At 69.8% G+C, this 26,785-nt stretch carries 22 protein-coding genes and 1 pseudogene; 6 read left to right on the plus strand and 17 right to left on the minus strand.

Features of this window, described 5'->3' with window-relative positions; translation table 11 throughout:
• Nucleotides 1-103: 103 nt before the first annotated feature.
• Nucleotides 104-691, plus strand: a complete 588-nt coding sequence (locus OIE67_RS20355; RefSeq protein WP_326642617.1) for an isochorismatase family protein — start codon at nucleotides 104-106, stop codon at nucleotides 689-691.
• Between the two features lie 373 nt (nucleotides 692-1,064).
• Here the strand turns inward: OIE67_RS20355 and OIE67_RS20360 are convergent, their stop codons facing one another.
• The 4 genes from OIE67_RS20360 to OIE67_RS20375 all read right to left on the minus strand — a co-directional run bounded on the left by OIE67_RS20360 (nucleotide 1,065) and on the right by OIE67_RS20375 (nucleotide 9,599).
• On the minus strand, nucleotides 1,065-3,107 hold the full coding sequence (locus OIE67_RS20360; protein ID WP_326642619.1) for a Tn3 family transposase: 2,043 nt from the start codon (nucleotides 3,105-3,107) through the stop codon (nucleotides 1,065-1,067).
• Between the two features lie 17 nt (nucleotides 3,108-3,124).
• On the minus strand, nucleotides 3,125-4,057 hold the full coding sequence (locus tag OIE67_RS20365) for a DUF4158 domain-containing protein (protein ID WP_326642622.1): 933 nt from the start codon (nucleotides 4,055-4,057) through the stop codon (nucleotides 3,125-3,127).
• 1,118 nt (nucleotides 4,058-5,175) lie between these two features.
• A complete protein-coding gene (gene rpoB / locus OIE67_RS20370) occupies nucleotides 5,176-8,640 on the minus strand; it encodes a DNA-directed RNA polymerase subunit beta (protein ID WP_326642624.1) in 3,465 nt (1,154 codons plus the stop codon).
• Nucleotides 8,641-8,861: 221 nt separating this feature from the next.
• Complete coding sequence (locus OIE67_RS20375; protein ID WP_407674871.1) at nucleotides 8,862-9,599, minus strand: SDR family oxidoreductase; 738 nt, start codon at nucleotides 9,597-9,599, stop codon at nucleotides 8,862-8,864.
• Between the two features lie 92 nt (nucleotides 9,600-9,691).
• Here OIE67_RS20375 and OIE67_RS20380 point away from each other — a divergent pair, with 92 nt between their 5' ends.
• On the plus strand, nucleotides 9,692-10,540 hold the full coding sequence (locus OIE67_RS20380; RefSeq protein WP_326642627.1) for a LysR family transcriptional regulator: 849 nt from the start codon (nucleotides 9,692-9,694) through the stop codon (nucleotides 10,538-10,540).
• A gap of 38 nt (nucleotides 10,541-10,578) precedes the next feature.
• Here OIE67_RS20380 and OIE67_RS20385 read toward each other — a convergent pair whose 3' ends face one another.
• Complete coding sequence (locus OIE67_RS20385; RefSeq protein WP_326642629.1) at nucleotides 10,579-11,331, minus strand: MerR family transcriptional regulator; 753 nt, start codon at nucleotides 11,329-11,331, stop codon at nucleotides 10,579-10,581.
• A 148-nt stretch (nucleotides 11,332-11,479) separates the two neighbouring features.
• Here OIE67_RS20385 and OIE67_RS20390 point away from each other — a divergent pair, with 148 nt between their 5' ends.
• The gene (locus OIE67_RS20390; protein WP_326642631.1) at nucleotides 11,480-12,031 is read left to right on the plus strand and encodes a hypothetical protein; all 552 of its coding nucleotides are present in this window, start codon (nucleotides 11,480-11,482) and stop codon (nucleotides 12,029-12,031) included.
• Between the two features lie 106 nt (nucleotides 12,032-12,137).
• On the opposite strand, the gene OIE67_RS20395 is transcribed toward OIE67_RS20390, so the two are convergent.
• The 6 genes from OIE67_RS20395 to OIE67_RS20420 all read right to left on the minus strand — a co-directional run bounded on the left by OIE67_RS20395 (nucleotide 12,138) and on the right by OIE67_RS20420 (nucleotide 19,706).
• Nucleotides 12,138-12,722 (minus strand): DUF1707 SHOCT-like domain-containing protein, encoded by a 585-nt coding sequence (locus OIE67_RS20395; protein ID WP_326642633.1) that lies wholly within the window; start codon nucleotides 12,720-12,722, stop codon nucleotides 12,138-12,140.
• 64 nt (nucleotides 12,723-12,786) lie between these two features.
• Nucleotides 12,787-13,404 (minus strand): TetR/AcrR family transcriptional regulator, encoded by a 618-nt coding sequence (locus OIE67_RS20400; RefSeq protein WP_326642635.1) that lies wholly within the window; start codon nucleotides 13,402-13,404, stop codon nucleotides 12,787-12,789.
• Nucleotides 13,405-13,467: 63 nt separating this feature from the next.
• The gene (locus OIE67_RS20405) at nucleotides 13,468-16,992 is read right to left on the minus strand and encodes a WD40 repeat domain-containing serine/threonine protein kinase (RefSeq protein WP_326642637.1); all 3,525 of its coding nucleotides are present in this window, start codon (nucleotides 16,990-16,992) and stop codon (nucleotides 13,468-13,470) included.
• A gap of 47 nt (nucleotides 16,993-17,039) precedes the next feature.
• Nucleotides 17,040-18,338 (minus strand): glycerophosphodiester phosphodiesterase family protein, encoded by a 1,299-nt coding sequence (locus tag OIE67_RS20410; RefSeq protein WP_326642638.1) that lies wholly within the window; start codon nucleotides 18,336-18,338, stop codon nucleotides 17,040-17,042.
• A gap of 164 nt (nucleotides 18,339-18,502) precedes the next feature.
• On the minus strand, nucleotides 18,503-18,694 hold the full coding sequence (locus OIE67_RS20415) for a hypothetical protein (protein ID WP_326642641.1): 192 nt from the start codon (nucleotides 18,692-18,694) through the stop codon (nucleotides 18,503-18,505).
• A 118-nt stretch (nucleotides 18,695-18,812) separates the two neighbouring features.
• Nucleotides 18,813-19,706, minus strand: a complete 894-nt coding sequence (locus tag OIE67_RS20420; RefSeq protein ID WP_326642643.1) for an NADP-dependent oxidoreductase — start codon at nucleotides 19,704-19,706, stop codon at nucleotides 18,813-18,815.
• A 70-nt stretch (nucleotides 19,707-19,776) separates the two neighbouring features.
• On the opposite strand from OIE67_RS20420, the gene OIE67_RS20425 reads away from it, so the two are divergent.
• A complete protein-coding gene (locus tag OIE67_RS20425; RefSeq protein ID WP_326642645.1) occupies nucleotides 19,777-20,370 on the plus strand; it encodes a TetR/AcrR family transcriptional regulator in 594 nt (197 codons plus the stop codon).
• A gap of 21 nt (nucleotides 20,371-20,391) precedes the next feature.
• Here the strand turns inward: OIE67_RS20425 and OIE67_RS20430 are convergent, their stop codons facing one another.
• From OIE67_RS20430 to OIE67_RS20440, 3 genes are read right to left on the minus strand one after another with little or no spacing between them, the layout of a single operon-like run.
• Nucleotides 20,392-20,691, minus strand: a complete 300-nt coding sequence (locus OIE67_RS20430; RefSeq protein ID WP_326642647.1) for a hypothetical protein — start codon at nucleotides 20,689-20,691, stop codon at nucleotides 20,392-20,394.
• A gap of 18 nt (nucleotides 20,692-20,709) precedes the next feature.
• Nucleotides 20,710-21,354, minus strand: a complete 645-nt coding sequence (locus tag OIE67_RS20435) for a response regulator transcription factor (RefSeq protein WP_326642649.1) — start codon at nucleotides 21,352-21,354, stop codon at nucleotides 20,710-20,712.
• A complete protein-coding gene (locus tag OIE67_RS20440) occupies nucleotides 21,345-22,991 on the minus strand; it encodes an ATP-binding protein (protein WP_326642651.1) in 1,647 nt (548 codons plus the stop codon). Before OIE67_RS20440 ends, OIE67_RS20435 begins: the two co-directional genes overlap by 10 nt.
• Nucleotides 22,992-23,112: 121 nt before the next feature.
• Between OIE67_RS20440 and OIE67_RS20445 the strand changes: the two genes are divergently transcribed.
• Complete coding sequence (locus OIE67_RS20445; protein ID WP_326642653.1) at nucleotides 23,113-24,690, plus strand: nitrilase-related carbon-nitrogen hydrolase; 1,578 nt, start codon at nucleotides 23,113-23,115, stop codon at nucleotides 24,688-24,690.
• A 199-nt stretch (nucleotides 24,691-24,889) separates the two neighbouring features.
• Here OIE67_RS20445 and OIE67_RS20450 read toward each other — a convergent pair whose 3' ends face one another.
• Nucleotides 24,890-25,153: a hypothetical protein gene (locus OIE67_RS20450; RefSeq protein WP_326642655.1), complete on the minus strand. Its 264-nt coding sequence runs from the start codon at nucleotides 25,151-25,153 to the stop codon at nucleotides 24,890-24,892.
• Here OIE67_RS20450 and OIE67_RS20455 point away from each other — a divergent pair.
• Nucleotides 25,077-25,253, plus strand: a pseudogene (locus OIE67_RS20455) (transposase); the annotation flags it as partial. The gene OIE67_RS20450 and the pseudogene OIE67_RS20455 overlap by 77 nt on opposite strands.
• Before the next feature lie 103 nt (nucleotides 25,254-25,356).
• On the opposite strand, the gene OIE67_RS20460 reads toward OIE67_RS20455, so the two are convergent.
• Together OIE67_RS20460 and OIE67_RS20465 are read right to left on the minus strand one after the other, a co-directional pair.
• Nucleotides 25,357-25,743, minus strand: coding sequence for a DUF427 domain-containing protein (locus OIE67_RS20460; protein WP_326642657.1), 387 nt, complete (start codon nucleotides 25,741-25,743; stop codon nucleotides 25,357-25,359).
• A 109-nt stretch (nucleotides 25,744-25,852) separates the two neighbouring features.
• Nucleotides 25,853-26,644, minus strand: a complete 792-nt coding sequence (locus OIE67_RS20465) for an SDR family NAD(P)-dependent oxidoreductase (protein WP_326642659.1) — start codon at nucleotides 26,642-26,644, stop codon at nucleotides 25,853-25,855.
• Nucleotides 26,645-26,785: the final 141 nt, after the last annotated feature.

Below are 26,785 nucleotides of genomic sequence, written 5' to 3' on the forward strand. Positions count from 1 at the left end.
CCCTGCACGCCATCCCGGGTCGGTCAACGTCCAGCGAGTGGCGTGCCCGCCTTCGGCGGAAGGGCGACCACCGGAGAGGTTCGCCCAGAGAAAGGGGATTTCTGTGAGTCGTGCACTGATCATCGTGGATATGCAGAAGGACTTCTGCGAGGGCGGCAGCGTTCCGGTGAAGGGCGGCGCGGACCGAGCCGCCGCCATCGCCGAGCTGGTCCGGCGCGCCGACGGGCAGTACGACTTCGTCGTCGCCACCCGCGACCACCACATCGACCCGGGAGCCCACTTCTCCGACAACCCCGACTTCCACGACTCATTCCCCGTACATTGCGTCGCCGGCACCGAGGGAGGCGAGTTCCATCCGGATTTCGCGCCCGCCGTCGACTCCGGGTACGTCGACGAGGTCTTCTTCAAAGGCGCGCACTCCGCCTCCAAGAGCGGTTTCGAGGGCTCGACCCAGGACGGCACAAAACTGTCAGACTGGCTGAAGGCCCGCGACATCGCCGACCTCGATGTCGTCGGCATCGCGACCGATCACTGCGTCAAGGCCACCGCTCTGGACGGAGCACGCGCGGGCTTTACGGTGCGGGTCCTGCTCGACTACACCGCCGGCGTCGCCGCCGACACCACCCGCACTGCACTCGACGAACTGCGCCAGGCCGGTGTCACGCTGAGCGGCGAACCTGTCCTCGCCTGAACAGACCGGCCCGGCCTGCTCACCGGGCTTCACCACTCGCCCCCAACAGCGTTCATCTTGATCATCACGGCCCCTGCGTTCCGACGATGTTCCCTCGAGGGCTGGCAACAGCCCGCCGGACACAGGAGAACCGATCACCAACGTCGGCGACCTTGGCCGAGTTTGCTCGCCTGTGCGAGGCCGCCGTGGCCCTGTCACTACGCAGGACCACGCAGCAAGGCGCGCGCAGAACCTGGTTCACCCCGGTCGGCGTCGTTGCTGGGCTTGCTCCTTCATCGTCGCGCGACCAGACAGGCCCCCTTCAGCGGGAGTGCAGACTGCTTCGAGCATCCATGCGCGCGGCTGCGGCCGGTCAGCCCGCCTGCCAGTTGGGTCACGTCGGCGGATCGTCAACGGCCTCCAGCTCCAGGTGCCGGTTCATGTCGAGCTCGAAACGCCCGTACAGGTTCAGGTGAGACCAGAACAGAGCGGTCAGCCCGCGCCGGTCGGCCGGGCTCAGCCGCTTCTGCCAGGCCGGATTGCGCAGCACGATCTGGATCAGGTGCGTGTTGAGGTAGGTGATGGCGGCGGCGATCAGGTGCAGCGTCAGCGCGGAGACCTCGACGTTCTCCCGGTCGTCGCCGGTCAGGTCGCCAGCCTTGCCGTAGAACAGGTCCTTGCTGGCGGAATTGAAGTTCTCCACCACGTTCAGGCCCTCGCCTATCTCCCTCCTGAGTTCCTCATCCGCCAGATACTCACCGATGAAGATCGTCCTGATCACGCGGCCCAGCTCCTCGATCGCCTGATAGGTGGGGTGCTTGGGGCCGCCGCGGGTGAAGCGGCGCAGCATCTGGTGAGACTCGGCGGTACGCAACCTGAGCGCGGTCGCGTACTTGATCATCTGGTCGTAGTGGCGGGCGATCAGATCCCAGTCGATGGTCTTGTTCGACAGCACCTCCTCCAGGCGCGGCCACGCCTCGTCCTCGCCCACCCCCGGCCGGTACAGCCGCGCCGAGCCGATGTTCTTCAGCCGCGGCAGCAGTTTGAAGCCCAGCAGCTCCGAGAAGGCGAACCCGACGATCGAGGCCCCATGGGTATCGGTGTACTGGCGATCAATCTCCGCATCCGTCAGGTGCCGTAGCAGGCCCTCGATCATCGAGGCCACCTCGGAGGCGGTCGTGCTGGTCACCTGGCTGTAGATGCACACCGAACGCCGTTCGACGTGCCAGTACACCATGATCCCCGGCCCGTGGTAGCGCTCATGCCACTCGGTCATGAAATTCGCCGACCACGATCCGAACTTGCGCGAGTCGGACGCGCACGAGGTGCCCTCGCCCCACAGCATCGTGTCGCGCGCCTTCAGGGTGGCGTTGACGATGAGGCGGATCGCCTCGCGCAGGTTGTCCCGGTTGATGAACAACCGGCGGGTCCGCCGCAGCACCGCCTCGTTGTCGATCTGCTCGGTCGGCAGCGCTGCCGCGGCCACGCCATCGGCCACCCTCTTGATCCCGACGTTCGTCCCCAGCCCGTACAGGCACAACAACAGCCGTCGCTGCAGCACCGCCGGGTCGATGACGATCCGCGAGGCCACCGAGGTGAAAGCGTCGGTGTAGTCGGTGACGTGGGCGACGTCCTTGAGCACGTCCAGCAGGTCGATCACGCCCCACCGGCGGGAGATCTCCGCCTTCAGCGCCTTCAGGCCCACCGGCTCCTCCTGCTTGCCCAGCGGCGGGACGCTGATCCACGGCTCGCCCTTCTTCCGGGTGATCTTCACGCCGCCGGTAGTGCCCTTGCACATTGCCCTATCCAGCCGGTCCAGGGCCGCGCTGTGACGGCGCTGCAGATCGGCGATGAACGCCGCCGGGTCACGGGGCTTGCTCAGGGCCTCGTAGTGCACGTCGCGGTTGTCGTCGAAGTCGACCGGCAGGTCCGCCTCGGGGTTGCGCCAGATCTTGCCGCCCTCGACCCAGATTTCCCGCCGGCGGATCGCCTTGCGCAGCGCCACCAGCACGCACAGCTCGTACGGGATGCGCTCGGTCCGGCCGCGTTCGTCGACCACCGCCTCCTGCCAGTCCTCGGGCACGACATGCTCGATCGGAACCGTCTCGGCGCGGTCGTAGAAGACGGCCTCGGAGTCGGCGTAGCGCTCCAGCAGCGCCAGCGCCTCCATCACCGGCTGGAAGGTGGCGTTGTTGCAGTGAAAGTCCAGCGCGCGCAGCAGCTTGGGCAGCCCCCGCCGGTAGTGACGCGAGTAGGAACCGCGCAGCTTGACCCGCACCCGGGTACGGAGCTCCTTCTCATTCGCCCTGGCCTCGGCGATGATGTCGGCCAGCGTGGCCGTGCCCACCACCGGGTAGATCGCCTTGCGGACGAGCTCCTCGGGCAGATCCAGCGCCGCCTGGGCGAGCCGGGCCAAGATGCCGTACTTGCCCTGCACCCGCCGGAACTCGCTGATCAGCTCGTTCTCGACCTTCTTCTCGGCCGGACGCTGATCTTGTGCACGAGCTGGATCAGCAACTCCACCAGACCGTCGATCATCTCCGCCTTGCGCACCCAGCACAGCGCCGCCAGCAGGGTCGGCCTGATCGGCTCCGGCGCGGCCGCGAAATCGGACGGGTACATGCGCATCGCCCGTGCCCGCCACACCTCCACGACCTTCTCCGACACCCCCTCGAACAGGCCCTCCGGTAACCCGATCACCTTGACCCGCTCCAGCTTGACGATCTCGGCCAGCAGCGTCTCCAACTGCAGCGGCCCCGGGTCCTCCTTCAGCTCCTGCAGAAAGCTGCGCGCTCCGGCGGCCCCAGCCTCGCCTTCGCCCTCGCCGTCCGGGTCGGGGACCGCGATCAAGCCTTCGAGCGCGGCCGCCGCCGAGACCGGGAACCGCCTCATCGTGGTGGCGGTGAACTCCCGCTCGAACAGTGCCTCGGCCGCGCCGGTCAACCGCTCGATCTGCTTGGGCGTGGGAGGCTCGGTCCGGTCCTCGCGACAGCGGGCCAGCAGCGCAGCGCGCAACCGCTCCCGCGACGTCTCCACCGGGCAGATCTTGTCGGCCAGCCAGAACGTCAGCTTGTCCTCATCGGCGACCGTCGTCTCGCGAAAGCCATGGAACCGGCGGATCTGCGCCCGGTGATACTCGATCGTGCTGCCCGACCAGCGGTACTCGCCGAACAGGGCCGCATCGACGTTCACCTGTCCGGCCACGTAGTCCACCGCGGCCTTCGGCACGTCCTCCCGGCGCGGGAAACGGCCCTCCAGCTCGAAGAACTTAAGGATTACGGCGAATCCGAGACGGGTGGCACCGCTCTTATTCGCCAATAAGTCGACCTCCGCCTCATCCAGCGTCCAGCACGCGATGAGGTCCTCCAGTTCCCACTCTCTGCGCATCGGCCGGGATCCTCTCTCCCCCGATCGCCCTGAAGATTCGCAAAGCACACTGCTCCGCACAGATGTCGCTACGGTCCGGTACCGCCCATCTGTGACCGCTACGTACCGAACCCGAGACATTACAGATAGCTACTTTGGGGCTGGTCGCGCTGACCCGAGCGGGGGCCAGTTAAAGGGGTGTCCCTTCTTCGAGCGTTGACGCCTAGATCGTGATCTTGGTGTCGCGGCAAGACCCTGTTTGGTGTCCTCGGGGCTGAGCAACATCCGCCGCATCTACGGCCCCCGAGGAGGCGCTCGGCGTGCTGGCCATCGAGATCGAACTCCTCCAACCCGCCACTGCACAACGATCACCGCGTCAGCGAGCCGCACACTCAGGACAGGACAGGGCCCGCGCGCCGCGGGCCCTGCGGCATCTGGGGGCCTCGGCATAACCGATGGGCCGGGAAGTGCGGGTCCAGGTGGGTTGCTGCTCTGACAGCAACACCCCGTTCGGGGCTCATGACGCGTTTCTTACCGGCACCCCAGGTAGAGGAAGGGCAGCATGCGGGCATCGCCATCCTGGCTGGTAGCCGTCGGCGAGCGGTGGGCTGAGGACTGGTGCCGGCGGCAGGCAGGGATGCCGGGGCGGCTGGCTGGGCGGCCTCGGGGGCCGGTCGGGGTCGACGCATGGCAGGTGCCCCCACTGCTGGAGCATCACGTGAGGGCGATGGTTTCGCCCGTTCTGATGCTGGTGTGGCAGATGCAGCACACCCCCTTGAGGCGTGCCGTGGTCGTGGGTGCGGTGGTGCGTGGCTTGAGCTTGCTGGGATCCGGTTCCGGCATGGGATCACCGACGTCCGAAGGCGACTGTGGAGGAGAATCCTCGACCTGATCGGCTGGAAGGGGGCGGCGGTGCTCGCAGCGGCACCCTCCACATGCTTGAGGTCCCCATCCGTCACGGGCGCCACGATGCCGTTCCAGAGGTGGTCGGCCGCGGCCGTCGCACCCTCGAAGAACTGCACGCGCTTCGCTGACCCGACGAAGGCGTTCACGGGAACCGGACCACCGAGTCCGAACCGGTCGGCACACCGCAGCGCGGCGGAGGACGGACGGGCGTCCTCCGCCGGGTCGCGGGAGCGTCAGACCTCTTCCACGCTGCTCGGCTCACGCCGGGACAGATCGATACCGAGCTCCTCCGCCGCGCGGAAGACGTCCTCGTCGGTGTCGCGCATCTCGATGGACATGCCGTCGCTGGAAAGCACCTCGACGTTCAGGCACAGCGACTGCATCTCCTTGATGAGCACCTTGAAGGACTCGGGGATGCCGGGCTCGGGGATGTTCTCGCCCTTGACGATGGCCTCGTAGACCTTCACCCGGCCGAGAACGTCGTCGGACTTGATGGTCAGCAGCTCCTGCAGGGCGTAGGCCGCGCCGTACGCCTCCAGCGCCCACACCTCCATCTCACCGAAACGCTGGCCACCGAACTGGGCCTTACCGCCGAGCGGCTGCTGGGTGATCATGGAGTACGGGCCGGTCGAACGCGCGTGGATCTTGTCATCGACCAGGTGATGCAGCTTGAGGATGTACACGTACCCCACGGCGATCGGATACGGGAACGGCTCCCCGGAACGGCCGTCGAACAGCTGAGCCTTGCCGCTCCGCCGCACCATCCGGTCACCGTCACGGTTCGGCACGGTGCTGTCGAGCAGCCCGACGATCTCCTCCTCGTTCGCCCCGTCGAAGACCGGCGTCGCCATCTTGGTGCGTGGCTCGACCCGCTCGAAGCCCTTGTCGCGCAGCCGCTCGGCCCACGCCTCCTGGATGCCGGAGATGTCCCAGCCTCTGGCCGCGATCCAGCCCAGATGCATCTCCAGCACCTGGCCGACGTTCATCCGGCCGGGCACGCCCAGCGGGTTGAGGATGATGTCGACCGGGGTGCCGTCCTCCAGGAACGGCATGTCCTCGACCGGCAGGATCTTGGAGATGACACCCTTGTTGCCGTGCCGGCCGGCCAGCTTGTCACCGTCGGTGATCTTACGCTTCTGCGCCACGTACACGCGGACCAGCTCGTTCACCCCCGGCGGCAGTTCGTCCCCGTCGGCGCGCGAGAACACCCGGACCCCGATGACCTTGCCCTGCTCGCCGTGCGGCACCTTCAGCGAGGTGTCGCGGACCTCACGGGCCTTCTCACCGAAGATCGCCCGCAGCAGCCGCTCCTCCGGCGTCAGCTCGGTCTCGCCCTTGGGCGTGACCTTGCCGACCAGGATGTCGCCGGGCACGACCTCGGCGCCGATCCGGATGATCCCGCGCTCGTCGAGGTCGGCCAAGACCTCCTCGGAGACGTTGGGGATGTCGCGGGTGATCTCCTCCGGGCCCAGCTTGGTGTCACGGGCGTCGACCTCGTGCTCCTCGATGTGGATCGAGGAAAGGACGTCGTCCTGGACCAGCCGCTGGGACAGGATGATCGCGTCTTCGTAGTTGTGGCCCTCCCACGGCATGAACGCCACGAGCAGGTTCTTGCCCAGCGCCATCTCACCGTTGTCGGTGCACGGGCCGTCGGCGATGACCTGGTTGACCTCGACCCGGTCGCCCTCGGCCACGATCGGCTTCTGGTTGAAGCTCGTGCCCTGGTTGGAGCGCTTGAACTTGGCCACCCGGTACGTCGTCCGCGTGCCGTCGTCGTTCATCACGGTGATGTAGTCGGCGGAGACCTCCTCCACCACGCCCCCCTTCTCCGCGCTGAGCACGTCGCCCGTGTCGGTCGCGGCACGGTATTCCATGCCGGTGCCGACCAGCGGCGCCTCGCTCTTGAGCAGCGGCACCGACTGGCGCTGCATGTTCGCGCCCATCAGGGCGCGGTTGGCGTCGTCGTGCTCCAGGAAGGGGATCATCGCGGTGGCCACCGACACCATCTGGCGCGGCGACACGTCGATGTAGTCGACCTCGCCGGCCCGTACGTGCTCGAACTCCTCGCCCTTGCGCCGCACGAGCACCCGGCTCTCCGCGAAACCGCCGTCCGCCGTCAGCGCGGAGTTCGCCTGCGCGATGACGAACCGGTCCTCCTCGTCGGCGGTCAGGTAGTCGATCCGCTCGGTCACCCTGCCGTCGACGACCTTGCGGTACGGCGTCTCGACGAAGCCGAACGCGTTGAGACGGGCGAAGCACGCGAGATAGCCGATGAGGCCGATGTTCGGGCCCTCGGGAGTCTCGATCGGGCACATCCGGCCGTAGTGGGACGGGTGCACGTCGCGCACCTCCATGCCCGCCCGCTCACGGGACAGGCCACCGGGGCCGAGCGCGTTCAGCCGCCGCTTGTGCGTCAGGCCGGCCAGCGGGTTGGTCTGGTCCATGAACTGCGACAGCTGCGAGGTGCCGAAGAACTCCCTGATGGAGGCCACGACCGGGCGGATGTTGATCAGGGTCTGCGGCGTGATCGCCTCGACGTCCTGCGTCGTCATCCGCTCGCGCACGACGCGCTCCATCCGGGCCAGGCCGAGACGGACCTGGTTCTGGATGAGCTCGCCGACGCTGCGCAGGCGGCGGTTGCCGAAGTGGTCGATGTCGTCGACGTCCACCACGACCTCGCCCGCCGCGCCCATCGAGCTCTCGCCGGCGTGCAGCCGCACCAGGTATTCGATCATCGAGACGATGTCGTCCTCGGTGAGGGTGCCGTGCGTGATCTCGGCGTCCACCCCGAGCTTTTTGTTGATCTTGTAGCGACCGACCTTGGCGAGGTCGTACCGCTTGGGGTTGAAGTAGAGGTTCTCCAGCAGGGTCTGCGCCGACTCCCTGGTCGGCGGCTCACCGGGCCGCAGCTTGCGGTAGATGTCGAGCAGGGCGTCGTCCTGGCCGGCCGTGTGGTCCTTCTCCAGGGTGGCCCGCATCGACTCGTACCGGCCGAAGCGCTCGAGGATCTTCTCGTTGGTCCAGCCCAGCGCCTTGAGAAGCACGGTGACGGCCTGCTTGCGCTTGCGGTCCACGCGTACGGCGACGCTGTCGCGCTTGTCGATCTCGAACTCCAGCCAGGCACCCCGCGAGGGGATGACCTTGCAGCCGTAGAGGTCCTTGTCCGAGGTCTTGTCGACGCTGCGCTCGAAGTAGACGCCCGGCGAACGGACCAGCTGGGTGACCACGACCCGCTCGGTGCCGTTCACGATGAACGTGCCTTTGGTCGTCATGAGCGGAAAGTCGCCCATGAACACCGTCTGGCTCTTGATCTCACCGGTGGTGTTGTTGACGAACTCCGCCGTCACGAACATCGGGGCGGAGAAGGTCATGTCCTTGTCCTTGCACTCGTCCACCGAGTACTTGGGCGGCTCGAACCGGTGGTCGCGGAACGACAAGGACATGGTCCCCGAGAAGTCCTCGATGGGACTGATCTCTTCGAAGATCTCTTCGAGGCCCGACTGGGCCGGAACGTCCTTACGCCCGGCCAGACGAGCCGCCTCCACCCGGGCCTTCCACGCGTCGTTGCCGAGCAGCCAGTCGAAGGACTCGGTCTGCAGGGCGAGGAGGTCGGGAACTTCGAGAGGCTCGGCGATACGGGCGAAGGAGACACGGCGGGGACCGGCGGGTACGGCGGAGGCGTTGCGCGAGGCTGCCAACAGATGTCCTTCCGAGGCACGGATGGAGTCGGACTGCGCGCATGCCGAACGCCCCGGAGTGACCCGGGGCGGAGAAAGGCAGCGCGAGAGAGCAGCATAGCGCAATAGAGAAACGAGTGTCTACACTTACTATAAGCGTCAACCTCGGTGCCGCCTTCAGCTTGTCACAGGGGCGGCATCCTCGTCAACTTGCGCTCGCGCCAGGCTCCCGGCCGCGCGGGTCACCAGGGAATGACGCCCTCGTCCTGGACGAAGGACCCGGAAGGGCCGCCGTCGGGCAGCGTGGCGAAACGGATCGCCACGGCCGCGCCCTGCTCGGGCGTACGGGGCCCCTGGAAGCCGGTGAAGTCGGTCGCGACCAGGCCCGGGCAGACCGCGTTGATCAGGATGTTCGTGCCGGCGAAGTGCCGGGCGTACTGCACGGTGACGGCGTTCAGGTACGACTTCGTCGGCGCGTAGATGCCCATGAGGGGGCCGACCTCGACATCGGGGTCCGACTGCCAGGTCAGGGAGGCGACACTGCTGGACAGGTTGACGATGCGCGGCGAGGCCGCCTGCCTCAGCAGCGGCAGCATCGCGTTCGTCACCCGGATGACGCCGAGGACGTTGGTCTCCAGGACTCTGCGGACCTCGTCCAGGTCGGCCGTGGTCGGGTCCTGGATCCAGCCCGGCGCCATCTCCCCTGAGATGCCCGCGTTGTTGACCAGGGCGTCCAGCCGTCCGGCCCGGCGTTGGACGAGTTCCGCCGCGGCGGTCACGCTCTGGTCGCTGGTCACGTCGAGCGGCACCCCGAAGGCGTCCACGCCGGCGGCGCGCAGCTTCTCGACCGCGGTCTCCCGCCGGGCGTCGTCGCGGGCGCCCACGGCGACGCCGTAACCGAGAGCGCCCAGCCCGGTCGCGATCTCGTATCCGATTCCCTTGTTCGCGCCGGTCACCAGCGCGATCTTCTTCTCGCTCACGCCGTCGATCCTGCCGCCGGACCGGCGGGAGCTCCAACACCGATCCGGTGCGCTGTCATACCCGGCAGGTATCACAAAGCTATGCTGGTGCGGTGGACACCCTGGAGACCCGCGAGCTGAGGTACTTCGTGGCCGTCGCCGAAGAGCTGCACTTCGGCCGGGCCGCCGAGCGCCTCGGGATGGCGCAGCCGCCGCTGTCGCGCGCGATCCAGCAGCTGGAGCGGCGCCTGGGCGTCACCCTGCTGGACCGCGACCGGCGCGGCGTCGCCCTCACCGCCGCCGGGGAGGTGCTGCTGCGCGAGGCCCGTGCGGCCCTCGACGCCGCGACCGCCGCCGCCCGCCGTACCCGCCGCGCGGCGCGGTCCGGCGAGCGCCTGGTGCTGGCGACGAAGGCCGGCGCGTCCCACGAGCTGCTGCGCGACCTCCTCGACGCGTACGCCGCCGAACCGGAGGCGGCCGAGGTCGAGGTGCTGATGTGCGGCATCGGCGAGCAGGCGAGGCTGCTGCGCGACGGCCGCGCCGACGTGGCGCTCGTGCACCGGCCCTTCGACGACCTGTCCGGGTTCGACACCGAGGACCTGCTGACCGAGGGGCAGGTCGCCGTCCTGCCCGCCGGGCATCCTTACGCCACGCGCGACTCGCTGTCCATGGCCGAGGCCGCCGACGTACCCGGTCTGCCGATCGCCCGCTGGCCCCGGCTGGACGGCACCTATCCGCCCGGCCCCGGACCCGAGGTCAAGGACCAGGCGCAGATGGCGCAGCTGGTCGCGCTCGGGCTCGCGCTGATCGTCATCCCCGCCTCCGCCTACGCCTGGCTGTGGGCGGAGCATGCCGCCGTTCCCGTCAGCGACGCGCCCGCCGTCACCACCACCCTCGCCTGGCCCGCGCACAGCCGCTCCCTCCCCCTCGCCCGGCTGGTCGGCGTCGCCACGCGGCTCTGACACCGCCGGCCGGCCTCACCGCCGGCAGGAAGCCGGCCTCAGTCTCGCCGCCTCAGCCGGGTCACGAGCAGCTGGAGGACCTCCCCCTGGGCGGCGGGGAGTTCGCGCAGCATCTCCTCCAGCCAGTGTCCGGTGGTCGCGTCGTCGAGGCTCGTCAGCATCACCGAGACCATCTCGGCGGGCAGGTGGGCCGCGAGGTCATGCGCGACCTCGGCCACGCGCGGATCATCGGGGCCGGCCTCGGCGAGCTCGTCCATCCGGGCGATGAGGGCCTGTCCTCGCGCGTACGCCTCTGGCTCGGTGAGGGGCCGTAGCAGCTCGGCGAAGTCGGACCGGCCCCCGGAGTCGCGCCCGCCGGCGGCCAGGGTCAGCAGTTCGCGGTCGAACTCGGCGAAGGCCGAGGTTCCTGTGGGCAGGCCGCGCAGCACCTCGGCTATGTCGGGTGAGACCGTCGAGTCGGGATGCAGGTCCGCCTCCGTCAGCAGCGCCGCCAGCCGGGCCCTTCTGGCGGCGATCGCGGCCTGCTCCCTGGCCAGGTCGGCGTCCAGCTCCAGCAGCATCTCCCGCAGCTCCTGGCCCTCGTCGTCGGCCAGGGCGTCGCGTACCTCGTCCAGCGACAGGCCGAGCTCGGCCAGCCGCCGCACGCGGGCGAGCGCCACCGCGTCGCGCAGCCGGTACTCGCGGTAACCGTTGGCCAGCCGTTGGGGCTCGGGGAGCAGCCCGAGATGGTGGTAGTGGCGGATGGTCCGGGTGGACACCCCGGCCAGCGTCGCCAGCTCGCCGATCCTCATGCCTCTCATTGAACAGGTCGACGCCACGTCAAGACCAACCACGTGCTCCTCAGGCGGCTGGAACGGCTTGGAACGGCGCGGAACGTCTTCCCGGTGAAGGCCGCCGGCCAACCGCCGCAGGGCAGTGCCCTTGACGAGAAGGAGACCCATGTTCCCCTTGATCCAGCGCTCCCGTGTCCGGCATCAGCGGCCGCAGGTCGTCCCTTCCGGCCGGGCGGGCCGCATCGGACGACGGCTGGCCGCCGCGGGAGCCGGCCTCGCCCTGGCCCTGTCCGTGACGACGCTGCCGGCGGCGGCCGTGACCGAGATGCACGTCGGCCTGAGCATCGAGACCTTCCCCGGCCCGAGCCACGACAACAACACCTACGCCGTCAACATCAACGTCTGGCTCCCGTCGAACAGGTACGACGGGCAGGGCTACATCAACAACGGCGCGCGGGTCGAGCTGCGGGTCATGGGACGCGACACCTGGTTCGACAACGTGCAGATGGGCCCGTACACCTACCGGAGAGGGCCGCTCTACGCCGACGACGACGGCATCCACCTGCATGTACGGCTCTCCGCCACCCATGATCAGCTCAACGAGGACTGGGGCTCGGTCGACACCGCCGGCGACGAGATCTTCATCGCGGCCAAGTGGGTCGACGGCGCCGGCGACACCATCACCAGCGAGTCCAACCAGGTGAACGGCAACTTCTGAGGCTCCACACCCCGCGCCGGGCGGGACCGGCTCGTGCCGTCACCCACGAACCGGCCCGTCCGGCGCGGGCGGATGCCCTGAGTCGCGCCCGGCCGGATGAGGGGCCTCAGCCGCGCCCGGCCGGCGGCTTCCTGGTCTTCGTGCCGACGCCGCCGAACAGGGCCAGGCCGCTGATGACGACTCGCGGCGCTCCGCGTTCCGCGCGGGCGGCCCTCCTGTCGAAGGCGCCGAACAGGCCGAAGCCCTTGACCTCGACCTCCACGTCGTCGGGCACGACGACCTCCGTGTACCCCCACAGGGCGAAGGCGCGCACCCGGATCTCCCGGCCGGCGAAGCGGGCGTCGCGCAGGTCGATCTCCCCGCCGCCGAACACCGACAACGACGTGAACACGGGCGGGGCGACCCAGCGGCCCCTACGGCTGAACCAGCCGAACACGCTCATGGCGAACCGGGAGCCGGGCTCGTCCGGTACCACCAGCAGGTCCGCGCGAGTCGGTTCGGGCAGGCCGCGGCCCGCGTGCGCGAGCTCGCCCCGGGTGCCGGCACCGTAGATCTCGGCCAGTCGCGCGTCCAGTTCGTCCAGCCCGACCCGCCCGGCGGCGGCGGCATCCTGGAGCCGCCTGGCGACCCGTTCGCGCTCCTCGTCGGAGGGGCGGACCAGCAGGTCGGGGGTACGGTCGGGCTCGGCCATGAGGGGCGTCCTGTCTGTGCGATCGGCGTGACCCGATCATCTTATTCTCCAAGTGGAGAACAAGTCAGCCGGCCTCCTCCACCATGTGCGCCGCCATCATTCGCGCGAGCTGGACGCGGAACTCCGCTTCGTGCGCCGGGTCGCCGGGATCGTGACCCATGCCCGCCAGCCACGACCTGCCGCCGATGGCGAACCCGTAGGCGGCCGCGAGCCCGGTCAGCACGACCGTCTCGATCCGGGCCCGGCTCGGCACGGGCCCGCCCGCGAGGGCGGCGTGAATGCCGGCCTCCATCGTGTCGATCAGCTCCACCAGCTCCGGGCGCTCGGCGCCCCGGTAGCCGGCGTGCATCTCGGTCCACACGAACAGGCGCAGATAACGTTCGTCCGCCAGGATGTCGAACAGCACGTCCATGATCCCCGCCGCGAGCGGCACGCCGTCATCGGCGCTGATGCGCTCGCGGACGCGCGCCTCGATGCGGTCGTTCTCGGCCCGCAGCACCTCCCTGACCAGGGCGGCGTAGGTGCCGAAGTAGTGGGCCACGAGCCCGTGCGCGACGCCGGCCTCCTGCGCGATCTGCCGCAGGCTGACGTCGTCCGGACCCCGTTCCCCGATCAGCTTCGCCGCGGCCGCCAGCAGCTCGGCGCGTGATTCCGCAGGGCTGCGCCTGCGCCTGGGTGCCATGGACGGCAAGTTTATTGACCACCGGACAACAGCGGCGGGATCGTCCGCTCCCGGGCCGCCGGATCAGCGTGAGCAGACGTCGCGGTACGGGACGTCCTTCAGGTACTGGTCCCACTCCCCCGGGCTCAGGGTGCGGCCGGCGCGCTCGCACACGAGCTCGGCGATGCGGTCTCCGGCGACCGGGATCTCCGTGACGGTCCCTGATCTGTTGCCCGAGACGTAGAGGCGCTGGTCGTCGGCGCTGAACGCCAGCAGGTCGAAGATCTCGATCGGGAACGAGCCGAGCCGCTGCCGTGAGGCGACGTCCCAGAGCTGGACGGTGTAGACGTCGTCGAACGTCTCACCGATGCTTCTGCTGATCAGGGCGAGCAGATCGCCGCGATGGCTGAACAGCACGGTCTCGACCTGGGCGTTACTCGCCACGCGCAGGGAGGGGGACAGTTCGGCGCCCTTCGCCAGGTCCCACAGCTCGACCGTGGTGGAGCCGAGGGCCAGGAGCGGCGCCGTGGGACTGACCGCGACGGACAGCCCCGCTCCGTCGAAGCCGGGGCCGACGCCGTCACCGGTGCGCAGGTCGAGCACCCTGCCCGAGCTGCTCACCACCGCCGTGCCGTCGCGGGTCGAGACGATCGTCCCCGTGGCGGTGTCGAGCGGGTGCCGGGACAGCACGCGGCCGCTGTCGGCGGCCAGCACGACCAGCTCGTTACGCGCGTCCCGCTCGCTCTGCTCCTTGAGCGACAGCACCAGCCTGCCGCCGTCGGGGGTGAACGCCCGCGAGAGCACCGCCTGGTTGTCCGGAACGGCGTAGCGCCACAGCCGGGTGCCCTTGGCCACGTCCCAGACGGAGATCGCCGTCTGCTCCGTCATGAGGACGGCCAGCCGCCTGCCCGCCGGGTCGAACAGCGTGCTGACGCCGCCCTCGCTGCCGCGCAACGGCACGCCGGGTCCGCGGCCGTCCCCCACGCGTACGGGGCCGTCGAGCTCCGTGGTGGCGATCAGGCCGGCGTCCTGGCTGAAGGCGTCGACCGCGTACCCGCCGGGCAGTTCGCGGGAGGAGCTGCGGGAGCCGAGGTCGACGGAGATGATCGAGTTGTCGAGCAGATAGCGGATGGTCCTGCCACGGGGGTCCAGCCAGGCCTCGTCGAGCTCGCCCTCCGCCTGGTACGTGTAGAGCTCGTCGCCCTTGTCCGCGTCCCACAGGTGGATCCTTCGTCCGTCGGCGGCCAGCAACCGGCGGCCGTCGCGGCTGACCCGCAGGCTCGCGCCGCTGAGGTCGTCGCCGGCCGAGTCCTGCCAGAACGGCCGGTCCTCGTCGGGCACTTTCCTGGCGGTGCGCAGGTCCCACGCCTCGATGTCGCCGTTCGCGCACAACAGCCGCCGGCTGTCCGGCGTGAACGCCACCACCGTGCCGCACTTCTTCGGTATCCGGGTGTCCACGGTGAGGCCGGGCAGGCGGATCACCTTCAGCCCGCCCTGGTTGAGCCCGACCCCCGCGATGTAGGCGCCGGAAGGGGCGATCGCCGGGGCCTGGCCCGCCTCCAGATCCGGCTGGTACGACCTGCCGGTCCTGGTGTCCCAGAGGAACTCCACCGACTGTTCCCGCATCACCGCGGCCAGGCTCGCGTGCCCGTCGAAGGCCACGTGCACGCCCGGGGTGCCCGCGCCCACGCGGTGCTCGTACAGCTTCCTGCCCGTCATGGTGTCCCAGGAGTACGCCATGTCCCTGCTGACGACCACCAGCGTCTTTCCGTCCGGGCTGAGCGCGGCCGCCGTCGGCAGGGCGCGCAGCCCGTCCGGCCACTTCCAGAACGCCGTCTGCCGCCGCGAGGGGGTGTCGTAGACCCGCACCCCGTCCTCGCCGGCGATGACCCGCGTCCGCCCGTCGGCCGCCGTCGCCGCGGCGGAGACCCCTTTCGCGCCCGGGTCGCGGAAGACCGCGCTCTCCGGCATCGTCAGCGAGGTCGTCAGGCTCCGCCTGGTGTCGGTGCCCGGGGCCAGCCGCCACCCGGCCACGCTGAGCAGCATCGCCCTGGCCGGGTCGGTGGTGCGCAGCTTGTCGGCCTCGGCCGCGACCTGCCGCCCCACGGCCTCGTCGCGCTGCCGGCCGACCACCCTGCTCTGCTCGGCCATCTGCCTGCTCTGCAGCACCGCGATGCCGCCCGCCACCAGCGCCACCGCGAGCAGCCCCGACAGCGCGAGCGTGGTCAGCCGCCTGCGGCGGATGCGCTTCCTGGTCAGCCGGGTGCCCGCGGCGATGAAGTCACGCTCACCCGGCGTCAGCGTGATGTGCCTGCGCCCGGTGGCCGCCCAGGTCAGCACGTGGTCCAGCCGGCTGCCCTGCAGCAGGTCGCCGTCCTTGTGCCCGTTCTCGGCCCAGCGGCGGGCCGCGTCACTGATCTGACTCAGTACGGCGAGCCCGTCACGATCGCCGTCCACCCACAGCCGCAGCCGCGGCCAGGCCCGCAGCAGGGCGGGACGCGACAGCCCCACCGCGTCGCCCTTCTGCGTCACCAGGTAGGAGAAAGCGCGCAGAATGCGCTCGATCGCCACGATCTCCCGCTCCGAGCGCCCGGCCAGCAGCTCCTCCTTCAGCGCCCAGCGGACGGTCTCGTGCCCGTCGTCGGTCACCGCCACCATGCGCAGGAAGACCTCGGCGGCCAGGTCGCGCTCGTCCGGCGTCAGCGCCCCGTAGGCGTCCTCGGCGATCGTGCCCAGCGCCGGGACGACCGAGTCGGGCACGTGCACACCCCTGGCCGCGTGACTGCCCGCGGTCAGCAGGCCGCGCATGTCCCGGCCGTTCCCGCTGACCAGCGCGAGCAGCAGGTCGCGGGCCGTGGGACGGACCGCGGGATCCTTCTCCATCGCGGCGGTCACCAGCGTGGCCAGTTGCGGCGGCAGCCCCCGCAGGTCGGGCTGCGCCGACAGCACCTGGTGCATGACCCCGCCCAGATTGTCGGCTCTGAACGGATCCGCGCCGGTGGCGGCGAACACCATGATCGCGCCCCAGGCGAACACATCGGCGGGCGCCCCCGCCCGCTGCCCCATGAACACCTCGGGCGCCATGTACGTGGGCGTGCCGGCCACCTCGCCCGTCCTGGTCAGCGACATGTCCGCGGTGCGCGCGATGCCGAAGTCGATCACCCGGGGGCCGTCGGGGCCGAGCAGCACGTTGTCCGGCTTGAGGTCGCGGTGGATCACGCCCGCGTCGTGCACGGCGGTCAGCGCGGTGGCGATCGCGGTGGCCAGCCGGTGCAGGTCGTCTCCGGTGAACCTGCGCCCCTGGCCGATCGCCTGGCGCAGGCTCGGGCCCGGCACGTACTCGCTGACGATGTACGGCCGGCTGCCCGACAGGTCGGAGTCCAGCACCCTGGCCGTGCAGAACGACGCCACCCGGCCGGCCGCCGCCGCCTCCTTGGCGAACCGGTCCCGGCCCGCCCCGTCGCCGGTCGCATGGAGCACCTTGAGCGCGACCCGGCGTCCCTCACGGTCGTAGGCGTCGTACACGACTCCCTGGCCGCCGGAGCCGAGCCGGCCCGCGAGCCAGTACTCGCCGATGTGCTGCGGGTCTCCTGCGATGAGCGCGTCCACGGCGTGTTAGATGCCGGGACCGCGCCCAAGGTTCCGCCGGCGAACGGTCAGGAGGCCAGGTAGGAGTACAGGTCCTCCATCACCCGGTCGCGGTTGTACAGGTAGACGTGATCGGTGACCGTGTTGGCCAGCACCCCGGCGCTCAGCCCGTTGAAGTGCGCGTCCGGCCGGTCGGTGCCGGGGCCGACGTACACCTTGTAGAAGCTGCCCGGCTCGATGACGGCGCCGTCGCCCACCCGCAGGAGGGTGTTGCCGAACTCGCGCAGGGTGTAGCCGTTCAGGTCGATCGGCCTGCCGGTGGTGTTGCGGAGGGCGACGTACTCGCCCCCGTCGGGCTCGACGTCGCTGCCGTCGGGGTTGAACACCACGCTGTCGATGACGACGCCGTGGTTCGTCCGCAGCGGCTGCTTGCCGTTGAGCACGGCTTTGGCGACGTCGGGCACGTTGGTGAACACATAGTCGTAGCCCTGGAGCTCGATCATGCTGAGGATCGACGGGCCGTCCTCGACCTCGCTGACGACTTTCAGGCCGAAGGACTGGACCCGGGCGACCTGCGAGGCGGTGCTCAGGACCGGGTTGCCGGCGATGGCGGTGGTCCAGGTGGCCAGCTCGGTGAGCACCTCGTCGGTCGCCGTCATGAACGGGTAGCCGCTGCGCAGCAGCAGTGTGGGCACCTTGGGCAGCAGCGCGTGGAACTGGCGCAGCGCGGCCTCGTCGAAGGACTGGACCCAGATCTGCGGAGCGCCGTTCCCGGCCTTGAGGTCATGGGTGTAACCCCAGGCGCGCAGCTCCTTGACCAGGTTCTCCACCATGCCGGGGTACAGGGTCGGTGACTTGAGCTCGGGCGCGAGGCCCGCCCGGCCGCCGGTGAGCCGGAACCACTCGCGCAGGGTGAGGATACGCTGCCCGGCGAAGGCCGGGTCCGACCACGAGCCGGCGTCGAGCTGCTTGATCTCGGCCAGGGTGAAGTCGATGACGTTCCAGGGGGCGCGGTCGGGGAAGACCTCTTCGACGTTCGTGGTCCGCGCGAGGGTGTTGTCGTGGATGACCACGAGCACGCCGTCCTTGGTCTGGGCCAGGTCACCTTCCAGCACGTCGGCGCCGTCGGCCAGGGCCCACCGGTAGGCGGCGGTGGTCTCCTCCGGCGCGTTCTTCGAGGCGCCCCGGTGCGACCAGACCACCGGCCTGCCGTGCTTCACCTGGTGGCCGGCGGCCGTTTCCGGTGGCGTCGAGGCGGCCGCTGAGCCGGGCTGGGCGGAGACGAGCGTCGCCGCCACGGCGGCCAGTGCCGCCGAGTGGACGAGCGCGGTTCGCAGCCGGTGGACGATGAAGCCTGGGAGTCGCATGGGGGAACTTTCTGTGTAGGCGCACGCGTACGGGATCTTCCGCGCGTGGGCACTGTAGAGAGTTCCTCCGTCCGGCGCATGAACGCCCGACGACGGTACGGCTGCCGGCCGGTGATCCCCCTGCTCCTGCCCGACGGAACGACCATGGATGGGACTTGTGCCGCCTAACCGGCGGACCGCAGCAGCATGTCCTCGATCTCCGCGCCGACGTCGGCCGTGCAGGCGAACGCGTGGCTCCCGGTCTCCGGGTCGACGATGTACAGGGTCGCGCGCTTGCCGCACTTCGAACACCAGGTGCCCTGCTCGCCGCCGAGCTCGGCCAGGCCGACCTTGATCTCCGGGATAACGAATGCCATGCCGGAAGGGTAGATCAGCCTGGTCGGCGTCCTCCGGGGCCACGGAGCGCCTTGCCGAATCCATGCTTTGTGGAGTCCTCAACCTGGGACGAGCCGCCCGGTGCGGGGCGGAAACGGCTCAGATCACCAGCACGCGCCGCCCGCGCGCGTGACCGGCCTGGCTGTCGATGTGCGCCTTCGCGGCCTCGGCGAGCGGGTACGACCGTTCGACCGGGATGTGCAGCCTGCCCCGCGAGATGAGGCCGACGGCTTCGGCGAGCGCATCCGGCACGCTCCCCGCCACGCCGGAGAAGCGCACGCCGAACTCCGGCGCGCCGAGGTCGGCGATGGAGATCACCTTGCGCGGGTCGCCGGTCAGCTCGACGAGCTCGCGGATCACGCCCGAGCCGGCCAGGTCGAGGGCCGCGTCCACCTGGCCGAGCTGCCGTACTTGCTCGGGCCACCCTTCCCCGTACGTGGTGGCGCGGGCGCCCAGGCTGCGCAGATAGTCCTGGTTCGCGGCCCCGGCCGTACCGATCACCGAGATGCCGCGGTCGCGGGCGATCTGCAGCACCGCCGACCCGACGCCCCCTGACGCACCGCTGACCAGCAGCGTCTGGCCCGGCAGCACCCCGGACTCGCGGATGATGCGCAGCGCGGTCTCGACCACGGAGGGGTACCCGGCCGCCTCCTCGAACGTCAGACCTTCCGGCATACGGGCCCAAGCGGACATCACGGCGTACTCGGCATAGGTCTCGAAACCCTCGCCGAACACGTGATCGCCGGCCTTGACGTCTTCGACGCCCTCGCCCACCTCGTCCACCACCCCGGCGGCGTCCAGCCCTACACCGGCGGGCAACTCGATCGGATGGGCCTTCAGCATCTGACCTTCACGGACCCTCCAATCGACGGGGTTCACGCCCGCCGCCCGTACGGTGATGCGGATTTGACCGGGACCCACGTGGGGTTCCTCGGCGTCGATGAGGCGCAGGACCTCCGGGCCGCCGAACTCGGCGAAGCTCACTTTCTTCATGCGGTCGACCGTAGCACTAACCGTTAGGGTTTTGAAATCGCTCTACTTTTGTAGCTGATAGCATCAGCGCATGACCGTCCCGTCCGGGCGCAGGGAGCGCAAGAAGGCCGCGACCCGCCAGAAGATCGCCGACACCGCCCTGCGGCTCTTCCTCGATCGCGGCTACGACGCGGTGGGCCTGCGCGACGTGGCCGCCGAGGCCGACGTGGCGGTGACCACGATCTTCGCCCACTTCGCCGCGAAGGAAGCCCTGGTGTTCGAGCAGGACGACACGTTCGAGCACCGCCTTACGCGGGCGGTCGCCGACCGGCCGCCTGATGAGCCGCTCATCCCCGCGCTGCGCCGTGAGCTCCACGCCATGGTGCGCCACTGCACGGCGGACGGCGCCGCCCCGACCTGGCGCATGATCGACCAGTCACCCGCTCTGCGCGACTACGAGGAGTCGATGAAGCGGCGTCACGCACAGGCCCTGGCGACCGCCATCGCCGCCGACCTCGGCCTGCCACCGGCCACCACGGCCTGCCGGACGATCGCGAGGTTCGTGATCGACGCTCATTCGCTGGCCCGCCAGGCGGCCGATCCCGAGGCCGCGGTGGACGAGATCTTCGAGATGATCGAGGCGGCCTGGGCGGCCACGGGCCTATCCCGCCGGGCGCGGCAGTGACCATGGGCGGGCGGCGGCGGGTCAGCGTTGAGCTGTCGCCGTCGGGCCACCCCATGCGGTGACGAGCTCGCCGGTCGTCACGACGAAGGTCCTGACCCGGGTGGTGCAGGCGCTCGTACGCCAGGCCAGCCCGAACGCGAACGGCGGCGCGTCGGGTGCGGGCCTGCCTGCCGGGCGGAAGGTGTGGTCGCGGGCCAGATCCTCAAGACCTGCCGAGGCGCGGCGGGCGTAGGAATGGCGGGAGGACCAGTACTGGCTACTGGGACGGAATCCGGCGTTTGCGCGGTTCCCGCTGGACAGGCGCGAGATTCGAACCAGCACAGCCGCCAGCCTTCCCGATCATTGGCGGAGATGCGCGATGACCGCCAGGACACGGCGGTGGGCGTCGGCGTCGGCGGGGATGCGTAGCTTGTCGAAGATGGCGGCGATGTGTTTCTCCACCGTGCGCTCGGCGATGCCGAGTCGCCGGGCGATGGCGCGGTTGGACCGCCCTTCGGCCATGAGGGCGAGGACTTCCCGTTCGCGGCCGGTCATCGCGGCCAGGCCGCTGCCGGACTGGTGGCGTCCCAGGAGCAGGGCGACCACCTCGGGGTCCAGCGCCGAGCCGCCGTGCGCCACCCGCCGCACGGCCGCGGCGAGTTCCTCCAGATCGGCGACCCGATCCTTGAGAAGGTAGCCCACTCCGCGGGGATCGTCTCCCAAGAGCTCGAGCGCGTACGTCACACGTACGTACTGCGACAGCACGAGCACCCCGGTCGCCGGGTGGGAGGCGCGGATCTCTCGGGCGGCGCGCAGCCCTTCGTCGGTGTACGTGGGCGGCATCCGGATGTCCACGACGGCGACGTCCGGCCGTTCCGCCTCGACCAGCGCCAGCAGCCCCTCGCGGTCGGCCGCGGTGCCGGCGATCTCGAAATCCGCCTCGGCCAGCAACCGGCTCAATCCTTCCCGCAGGAGCACCGCGTCGTCGGCCACGATCACGCGCATGGCAGCACTGCCTGTACCGTCGTGCCCGTTCCGGGACGGCTGATGATCGTCATGGTGCCGTCGAGCGTCTCCACCCTGTCGGCCAGGCCGCTCAGGCCGGCGCCGCGGGCATTCGCACCGCCGGCGCCGTCGTCGCGGACGACGACGGTGACTTCTCCCGGCTCCGCCGTGACCTCGACGGAGACGGCGGTGGCGCGAGCGTGTTTGGCGGCGTTGGCCAGCGCTTCGGAGATCACGTAGTAGGCCGTCGGCTCCACGGGGTGCGGAAGCCGGTCGGGTGCACTCCACCGGACCGTGACCGGGACGGGGAAGGACCAGGCCAGCTCGGAGACGGCGGCGCGCAGGCCGCGTTCGGACAGGATGGCCGGGTGGATGCCCTGGCTCAGCCTGCGGAGATCGTTCAGAGCGGTGGTCAGGCCGGCGCGGGCCTCGGCGAGCACCGTACGGGTGTCGTGCGAGCGGTCCAACCGGGATTCCAGCAGGGCCAGGCCCATCGCGACCGAGACCAGTTGCTGCTGGGCGCCGTCGTGCAGGTTGCGTTCTATCCGGCGCCGCTCGGCCGCCGCCGCCTCGACCAATCGCACCCTGGACGCCTGCAGTTCGGCCAGCCTGGCGCGCAGTTCGGCGTGCAGGTGCCGGTTCCGCAGGGTCAGGCCGGCGGCGGCCACCGCGTCGAGGAGTTCGGGCTCGGCCAGCAGCGCCCGGTCGTGGATGACGGCTCCGATGGCGTCGCCGTCGTGCCGTACCAGAGATGCGGTCTGGCGATCTCCCTCCGCGGGCATGACCACCGGACGGCCCTGAACGTCGACGAAACGGTCCTGGCCGGTCACCCGATAGGCGACCTGCAGCGACGGGTCGCGAAGCGCCCGGGCCAGACCCGCGGCGAGGTGCTCGTCCCGGCCGTTGCCCGTGAGGAGGTCGGCCACCGCGGCCCGGCGCAGCCGCAGGTCGAGCAGGCCGGCCAGGAACGCGAGCGGAACGGCCGCCAGGGCCCCGGTGAACAGCACGAACAGCGGCCACTGCCAGCCGGGCGCGAGCCAGACGCTGAGCATGTTGGCGGCCAGGGCCACGCCCGCCAAGCCCCCTGCCAGCAGATGGGACCGCATCCCGTGCCGTTCGACCGGGCCGGCCGGCCGCCACCACCCAGCCAGTACCGCGGCCCCCGCCACCAGCAACCCGAGCCCGACGGCGAGCTCGACGGTGGCCAGCATTGTGGCCACCGGGCCCGGCGGCAGGAGCGTGCGGGCGGCGTGCACGCCCAGCACGTCGGCGTAACCCAGCGCCACGAGCGCACGCAGCGGCCGGGTGCGCAGCCTGCCTGTGGGGTAGGCGAGCAGAAGGTGGCCGACCAGCGCGACGTACAAGTTGTTCAGGGCCTGCCCCATCAGCGCCCATGGGGCGGCATGCGTCCAGGTGAGCAAATGGACGAACCACGCCAGTCCGGCGGCGGCCATCAGCGGCCCCGTACGCAGTCGCGGACGGCGCGCCCACACCACCATCCCCGCGATCGTGAACGACCAGCCCACCAGCGGCGTGAGCAGGACGAACACCACCGTCAGCCCGCCCGCCGTGCCGATGACGACCACGGTCGTGAGCACGCCGAGGACGAGGGTCACGGCGGGGACAATCCGCCACATTGGAGACACCCCACCATTTAACTGCCCTTCCCACCAGGCCACGGCCATACGTGCCAGCACCCACTCCCCTCGGGGGACAGCACGCTTCACCTGACCTGCCCGAGCTCGTCAGACTGCCGGGATGATCGAGGCGTCACGGAGGCACGGCACTCTCCACCGATATGTCTGGCTGCTCACGGGCGGAGGGCTGGCCGTCCTGGGCTGGCACGGTCCATGGCACGTGGCGGTCGCGGCCTGGCTGTTCCCCGTCCTGCTGATGCGGTTCGCCCGCCAGAGCCGCGTCCTGCCCGGGTTCGCCACGCTGTGGCTCGTGCAGGCGGTCGGCGGACTGGCGTGGCTGTATCAGACGGACCTGCTCGCCAGACTGCCCGCCGCCGTGTCGGTGCTGGTGGTGACGGCCATAGCCGCCCTGCTGGCCCTGCCCTTTCTGCTCGACCGCCTGCTCGCGCCCCGCCTGAAAGTCGTGGGCAGCCTGGTGTTCCCGCTCGGCTGGGTGAGCGTGGAGTTTCTGCTCGCGCAGATCACCCCGTTCGGCGCCTTTGTCGTGCTTGGCACTACCCAGTACGACAATCTGCCGTTGATCCAGATCGCATCCGTGGCCGGCGCGTATGGCGTGAGTTTCCTGGTGACCTGGTGCGCCCCGATCGTCAACCAGGTTCGGGAGCGGACTCCCGGCTGGCCCCGGCAGGTTCTGACCTACGCTGCGGTGCTGGTCACCGTCCTGGCCGCGGGCGGCGCGCGGCTGACGTTCTTCCCCTCCTCCGCGCCACTGGTACGCGTCGCCGCCATCAGCCCTTCCAGGGCCGCCGCCGAGAAGAGAGCGGCCGCCACTGCCGGGCTGCGTGCGCGGTACGGTTCGTTCCAGCAGGTCCTGACCCGTGCCCCGCAGGCCGAGCGCCAGGCGATCGCGGGCGTGACGGACGAACTGCTGGCCCGCAGCGAGCAGGAGGCCGCCGCCGGAGCCAAGATCATCGCCTGGTCGGAGACCGGCGCCTGGACCATGCAGCGGGATCTCGACGCGTTGCTCGCCCGGGTCCGGGCGCTGACCGCGAAGCACCACGTGTATCTCGTGGCCGGCCTGTCCGTGTACGCCGACCAGGCTCCTTACCTGCGCAACAAGACCATCATGGTCACCCCCGGCGGCCGTGTCGCCTGGGACTACGACAAGACCCATCCCACACCGATGGAAGCGCTGACCCCCGGCAGCGGTCGCGTCCCCGTGATCGCCACCACCTACGGCGACCTGGCCGGGGCCATCTGCTACGACGCCGACTTCCCCGCGCTGATGCGCCAGGCCGCCGGGCGGGCCGGTCTGATGATCGTGCCGTCACGGGACTGGCAGGGCATGGGCGAAGCGCACGCGCAGCGAGCGGTCTTCCGCGCGGTCGAGAACGGATACACCCTGCTCCGCCCGGCCGACGAAGGCCTGTCCGAGGCCGTTGATCCGCACGGGCGCGTGCTCGCCACCGCCGACTCCTTCGCCACCGACCAGGTGTCCATGGTCGCCTACCTCCGTGCCCAGGCGGTGCGGACGGTCTACGGCACCGTGGGAGATCTCTTCTCGTGGCTCTGCTTGACCGGCCTGGCGGTGGTGATCGTCGTCTCCGCCATCAGGCCCGCACGCCGGTGGACAGCCGTTGTCGATGAGAACGATCCTGCTAGGAGACCGAAGGGCAGAAGAGGGATACGGGTGGGATAGCTGCTGGCCGGCGTCCCGCGAGTGCCGCGTAGGCGGTGGAGCGGCTGATGGTGCCATGCGCACCAGCATCCGTGCCAGGAACCGCATGACCTTCCTCATTCCGTGCCAGTAGCGAGTAGCCAGTACTGGCCCCGTCCGTCACTACGGGTGGCATGCGGCCAAGCAGTGCTGCAGATTCCCGGTCAAGGTGCGCTGCAGGTCACCAATCGGCCACCTCGCTGATGCGGGCACCGGCGTAGTACGGGATCAGCGCGATGCACCCGCCCCGGGGGGACAGATGCGCCTCCACGGCGCGCAGCCAGCGGATGCGGGCGCTCCCCCAGGGCGCCCGTGCTTGCCGGTCGGCGAGGGGATCGGCGGTATGGGTGGCGGCGTGATCGGCCAGCCACGCCAGGATCCGGCGGGCGGTCAAGGCCCGTGGCCACTTCCCCAACGAGCAGGCCGCGCTCAGGTGCGTCCACATGGCGATCATGAGCCTGGACCCGGCCGGCAAGGGCCGCAAACGCTGGATCACTCACTGGAAGGCCGCCCTGAACGTCTTCGCCATCACCCTCGAAGGCCGCCTGACTCCCGACCACTCGAGAACAAGTCAAGATCGAGATACACCGAAAACCTGGACACACCAGGGCGCCGATGGGGAAATCGCTCCACCCCCGCGCGGGGCCGTCAGTTGGAGACGGCCTCGGAGGTGATCGCAAAGTGCTCGGGGTAGAAGGCGACGCGGCCGGCGATCGCCCCCACGGCCTCGAACGGCTCCTCGTAGAACCACACCGCGTCCGCGATCCTCTTCTCGGCGGTGACGAGGCTGTAGTAGGACGCCTCGCCCTTGTACGGGCAGTAGGTGTGGGAGTCCGTCCGCTCCAGAAGTGCCTGGTCGACATCGGCCAGGGGGATGTAGTGAACGGCCGGATAGCCGGCCTCGGTCAGCGTGACGGCAGAGGTCGTCTCGGCGACGACCTTCCCGCCGTCCCGAGTGACCACCCGGATCAGACTGGAGTTCTCGACGACCTCAATGGGGTGGTCCGGCCCAGGGATCCGCTTCTCACGGGACATCAACGTTCTCCTTCATTTCTGCACGGTAGGTAGGAAGTTTCCCCATGTTTGCGCCGATAGATGTGCCTGACCGGGGATTGGGGTCAGAGTGACTCGACCGTTGCGTCGATCAGGACGGCACGAGTCCGGTGATGGGGGGTCGTTGGAAGAGGACTGATGAGAAGGCGCCGTCAACGGTCATCACGCTGCCGCTGACATAGGACGACCGATCGCTGGCAAGGAACAGAACAGCCTGGGAAATCTCTCGTGGGCGTCCGATGCGCTTGGTGGGGTTCGCCTTCTCGAGTTCGTGCCAGGCTTCGCCCATGACCGCGGAGACATTGTCGGTGTTGATGGTCCCCGGCGCCAGGGCGTTGACCCGGACGTTGTACGGGGCGAACTCGGCCGCCCAGCTCCGGGTGAGCGACTCGATGGCGCCCTTGGTGGACCCGTACAACGACATTCCAGGCATTGATCCACGAGCGGCGATCGTGCTGATGTTGATGATGCTGCCTGATCCCCGAGCGATCATGGCCGGCGCGAGTCGCTGCACGAGGAGGAACGGGGCGCGCACGTTGGTGTCGTACATCGCGGTGTAGTTCTCGGCGGTGAGCTCGAGGCTTGAGCCCAGCGCGTAGGCCGCGGCGTTGTTGACCAGAACGTCCACCTCTCCGGCCTCATCGGCGAGGCGGTGCACGTCGTCGAGCTTGGAAAGGTCCGCGAGCAGGAATCGGGCGTTGCCCCCGGCGGCGGTGATGGTCTTGACCACCTGTTCGCCGCGTTCCCGATGGCGACCGGTGACGAGGACCCGCGCACCCTCCTCGGCCAGCAGCTCGGCGGCGTCGGCGCCGATGCCGCCTTGAGACCCGGCCCCCGTGATCAACACTGTCTTGTTCTCGAGCTCTGCCTTCGCGAGACGCATGCTTTCTCCGTGAGTTGTGATGGTGAGCACCGGGCGCATGGCTTTGCCTCATCCTGCTTTGACAGCCGGTGTCGCAGGACTTGCCTGCCCGTAGGACCCGGCTGCCGTCCCCCGCAGCCTTTCGGCTCCGGTGCTGCGCTG

The sequence above is a fragment of the Nonomuraea fuscirosea genome (genome assembly GCF_035917475.1).
Taxonomy (GTDB): domain Bacteria; phylum Actinomycetota; class Actinomycetes; order Streptosporangiales; family Streptosporangiaceae; genus Nonomuraea; species Nonomuraea fuscirosea.

Bases quoted from the DNA above. Each gene is read 5' to 3' on its own strand.
- OIE67_RS20390 (WP_326642631.1), top strand. From the start codon at position 11,480: ATGTTCCCCTTGATCCAGCGCTCCCGTGTCCGGCATCAGCGGCCGCAG.
- OIE67_RS20425 (WP_326642645.1), top strand. From the start codon at position 19,777: ATGACCGTCCCGTCCGGGCGCAGGGAGCGCAAGAAGGCCGCGACCCGC.
- OIE67_RS20415 (WP_326642641.1), bottom strand. From the start codon at position 18,694: ATGGCATTCGTTATCCCGGAGATCAAGGTCGGCCTGGCCGAGCTCGGC.
- OIE67_RS20385 (WP_326642629.1), bottom strand. From the start codon at position 11,331: ATGAGGATCGGCGAGCTGGCGACGCTGGCCGGGGTGTCCACCCGGACC.
- OIE67_RS20440 (WP_326642651.1), bottom strand. From the start codon at position 22,991: ATGTGGCGGATTGTCCCCGCCGTGACCCTCGTCCTCGGCGTGCTCACG.
- OIE67_RS20420 (WP_326642643.1), bottom strand. From the start codon at position 19,706: ATGAAGAAAGTGAGCTTCGCCGAGTTCGGCGGCCCGGAGGTCCTGCGC.
- OIE67_RS20445 (WP_326642653.1), top strand. From the start codon at position 23,113: ATGATCGAGGCGTCACGGAGGCACGGCACTCTCCACCGATATGTCTGG.
- OIE67_RS20410 (WP_326642638.1), bottom strand. From the start codon at position 18,338: ATGCGACTCCCAGGCTTCATCGTCCACCGGCTGCGAACCGCGCTCGTC.
- OIE67_RS20450 (WP_326642655.1), bottom strand. From the start codon at position 25,153: ATGTGGACGCACCTGAGCGCGGCCTGCTCGTTGGGGAAGTGGCCACGG.
- OIE67_RS20395 (WP_326642633.1), bottom strand. From the start codon at position 12,722: ATGGCCGAGCCCGACCGTACCCCCGACCTGCTGGTCCGCCCCTCCGAC.
- OIE67_RS20460 (WP_326642657.1), bottom strand. From the start codon at position 25,743: ATGTCCCGTGAGAAGCGGATCCCTGGGCCGGACCACCCCATTGAGGTC.
- OIE67_RS20465 (WP_326642659.1), bottom strand. From the start codon at position 26,644: ATGCGTCTCGCGAAGGCAGAGCTCGAGAACAAGACAGTGTTGATCACG.
- OIE67_RS20400 (WP_326642635.1), bottom strand. From the start codon at position 13,404: ATGGCACCCAGGCGCAGGCGCAGCCCTGCGGAATCACGCGCCGAGCTG.
- OIE67_RS20365 (WP_326642622.1), bottom strand. From the start codon at position 4,057: ATGCGCAGAGAGTGGGAACTGGAGGACCTCATCGCGTGCTGGACGCTG.
- OIE67_RS20435 (WP_326642649.1), bottom strand. From the start codon at position 21,354: ATGCGCGTGATCGTGGCCGACGACGCGGTGCTCCTGCGGGAAGGATTG.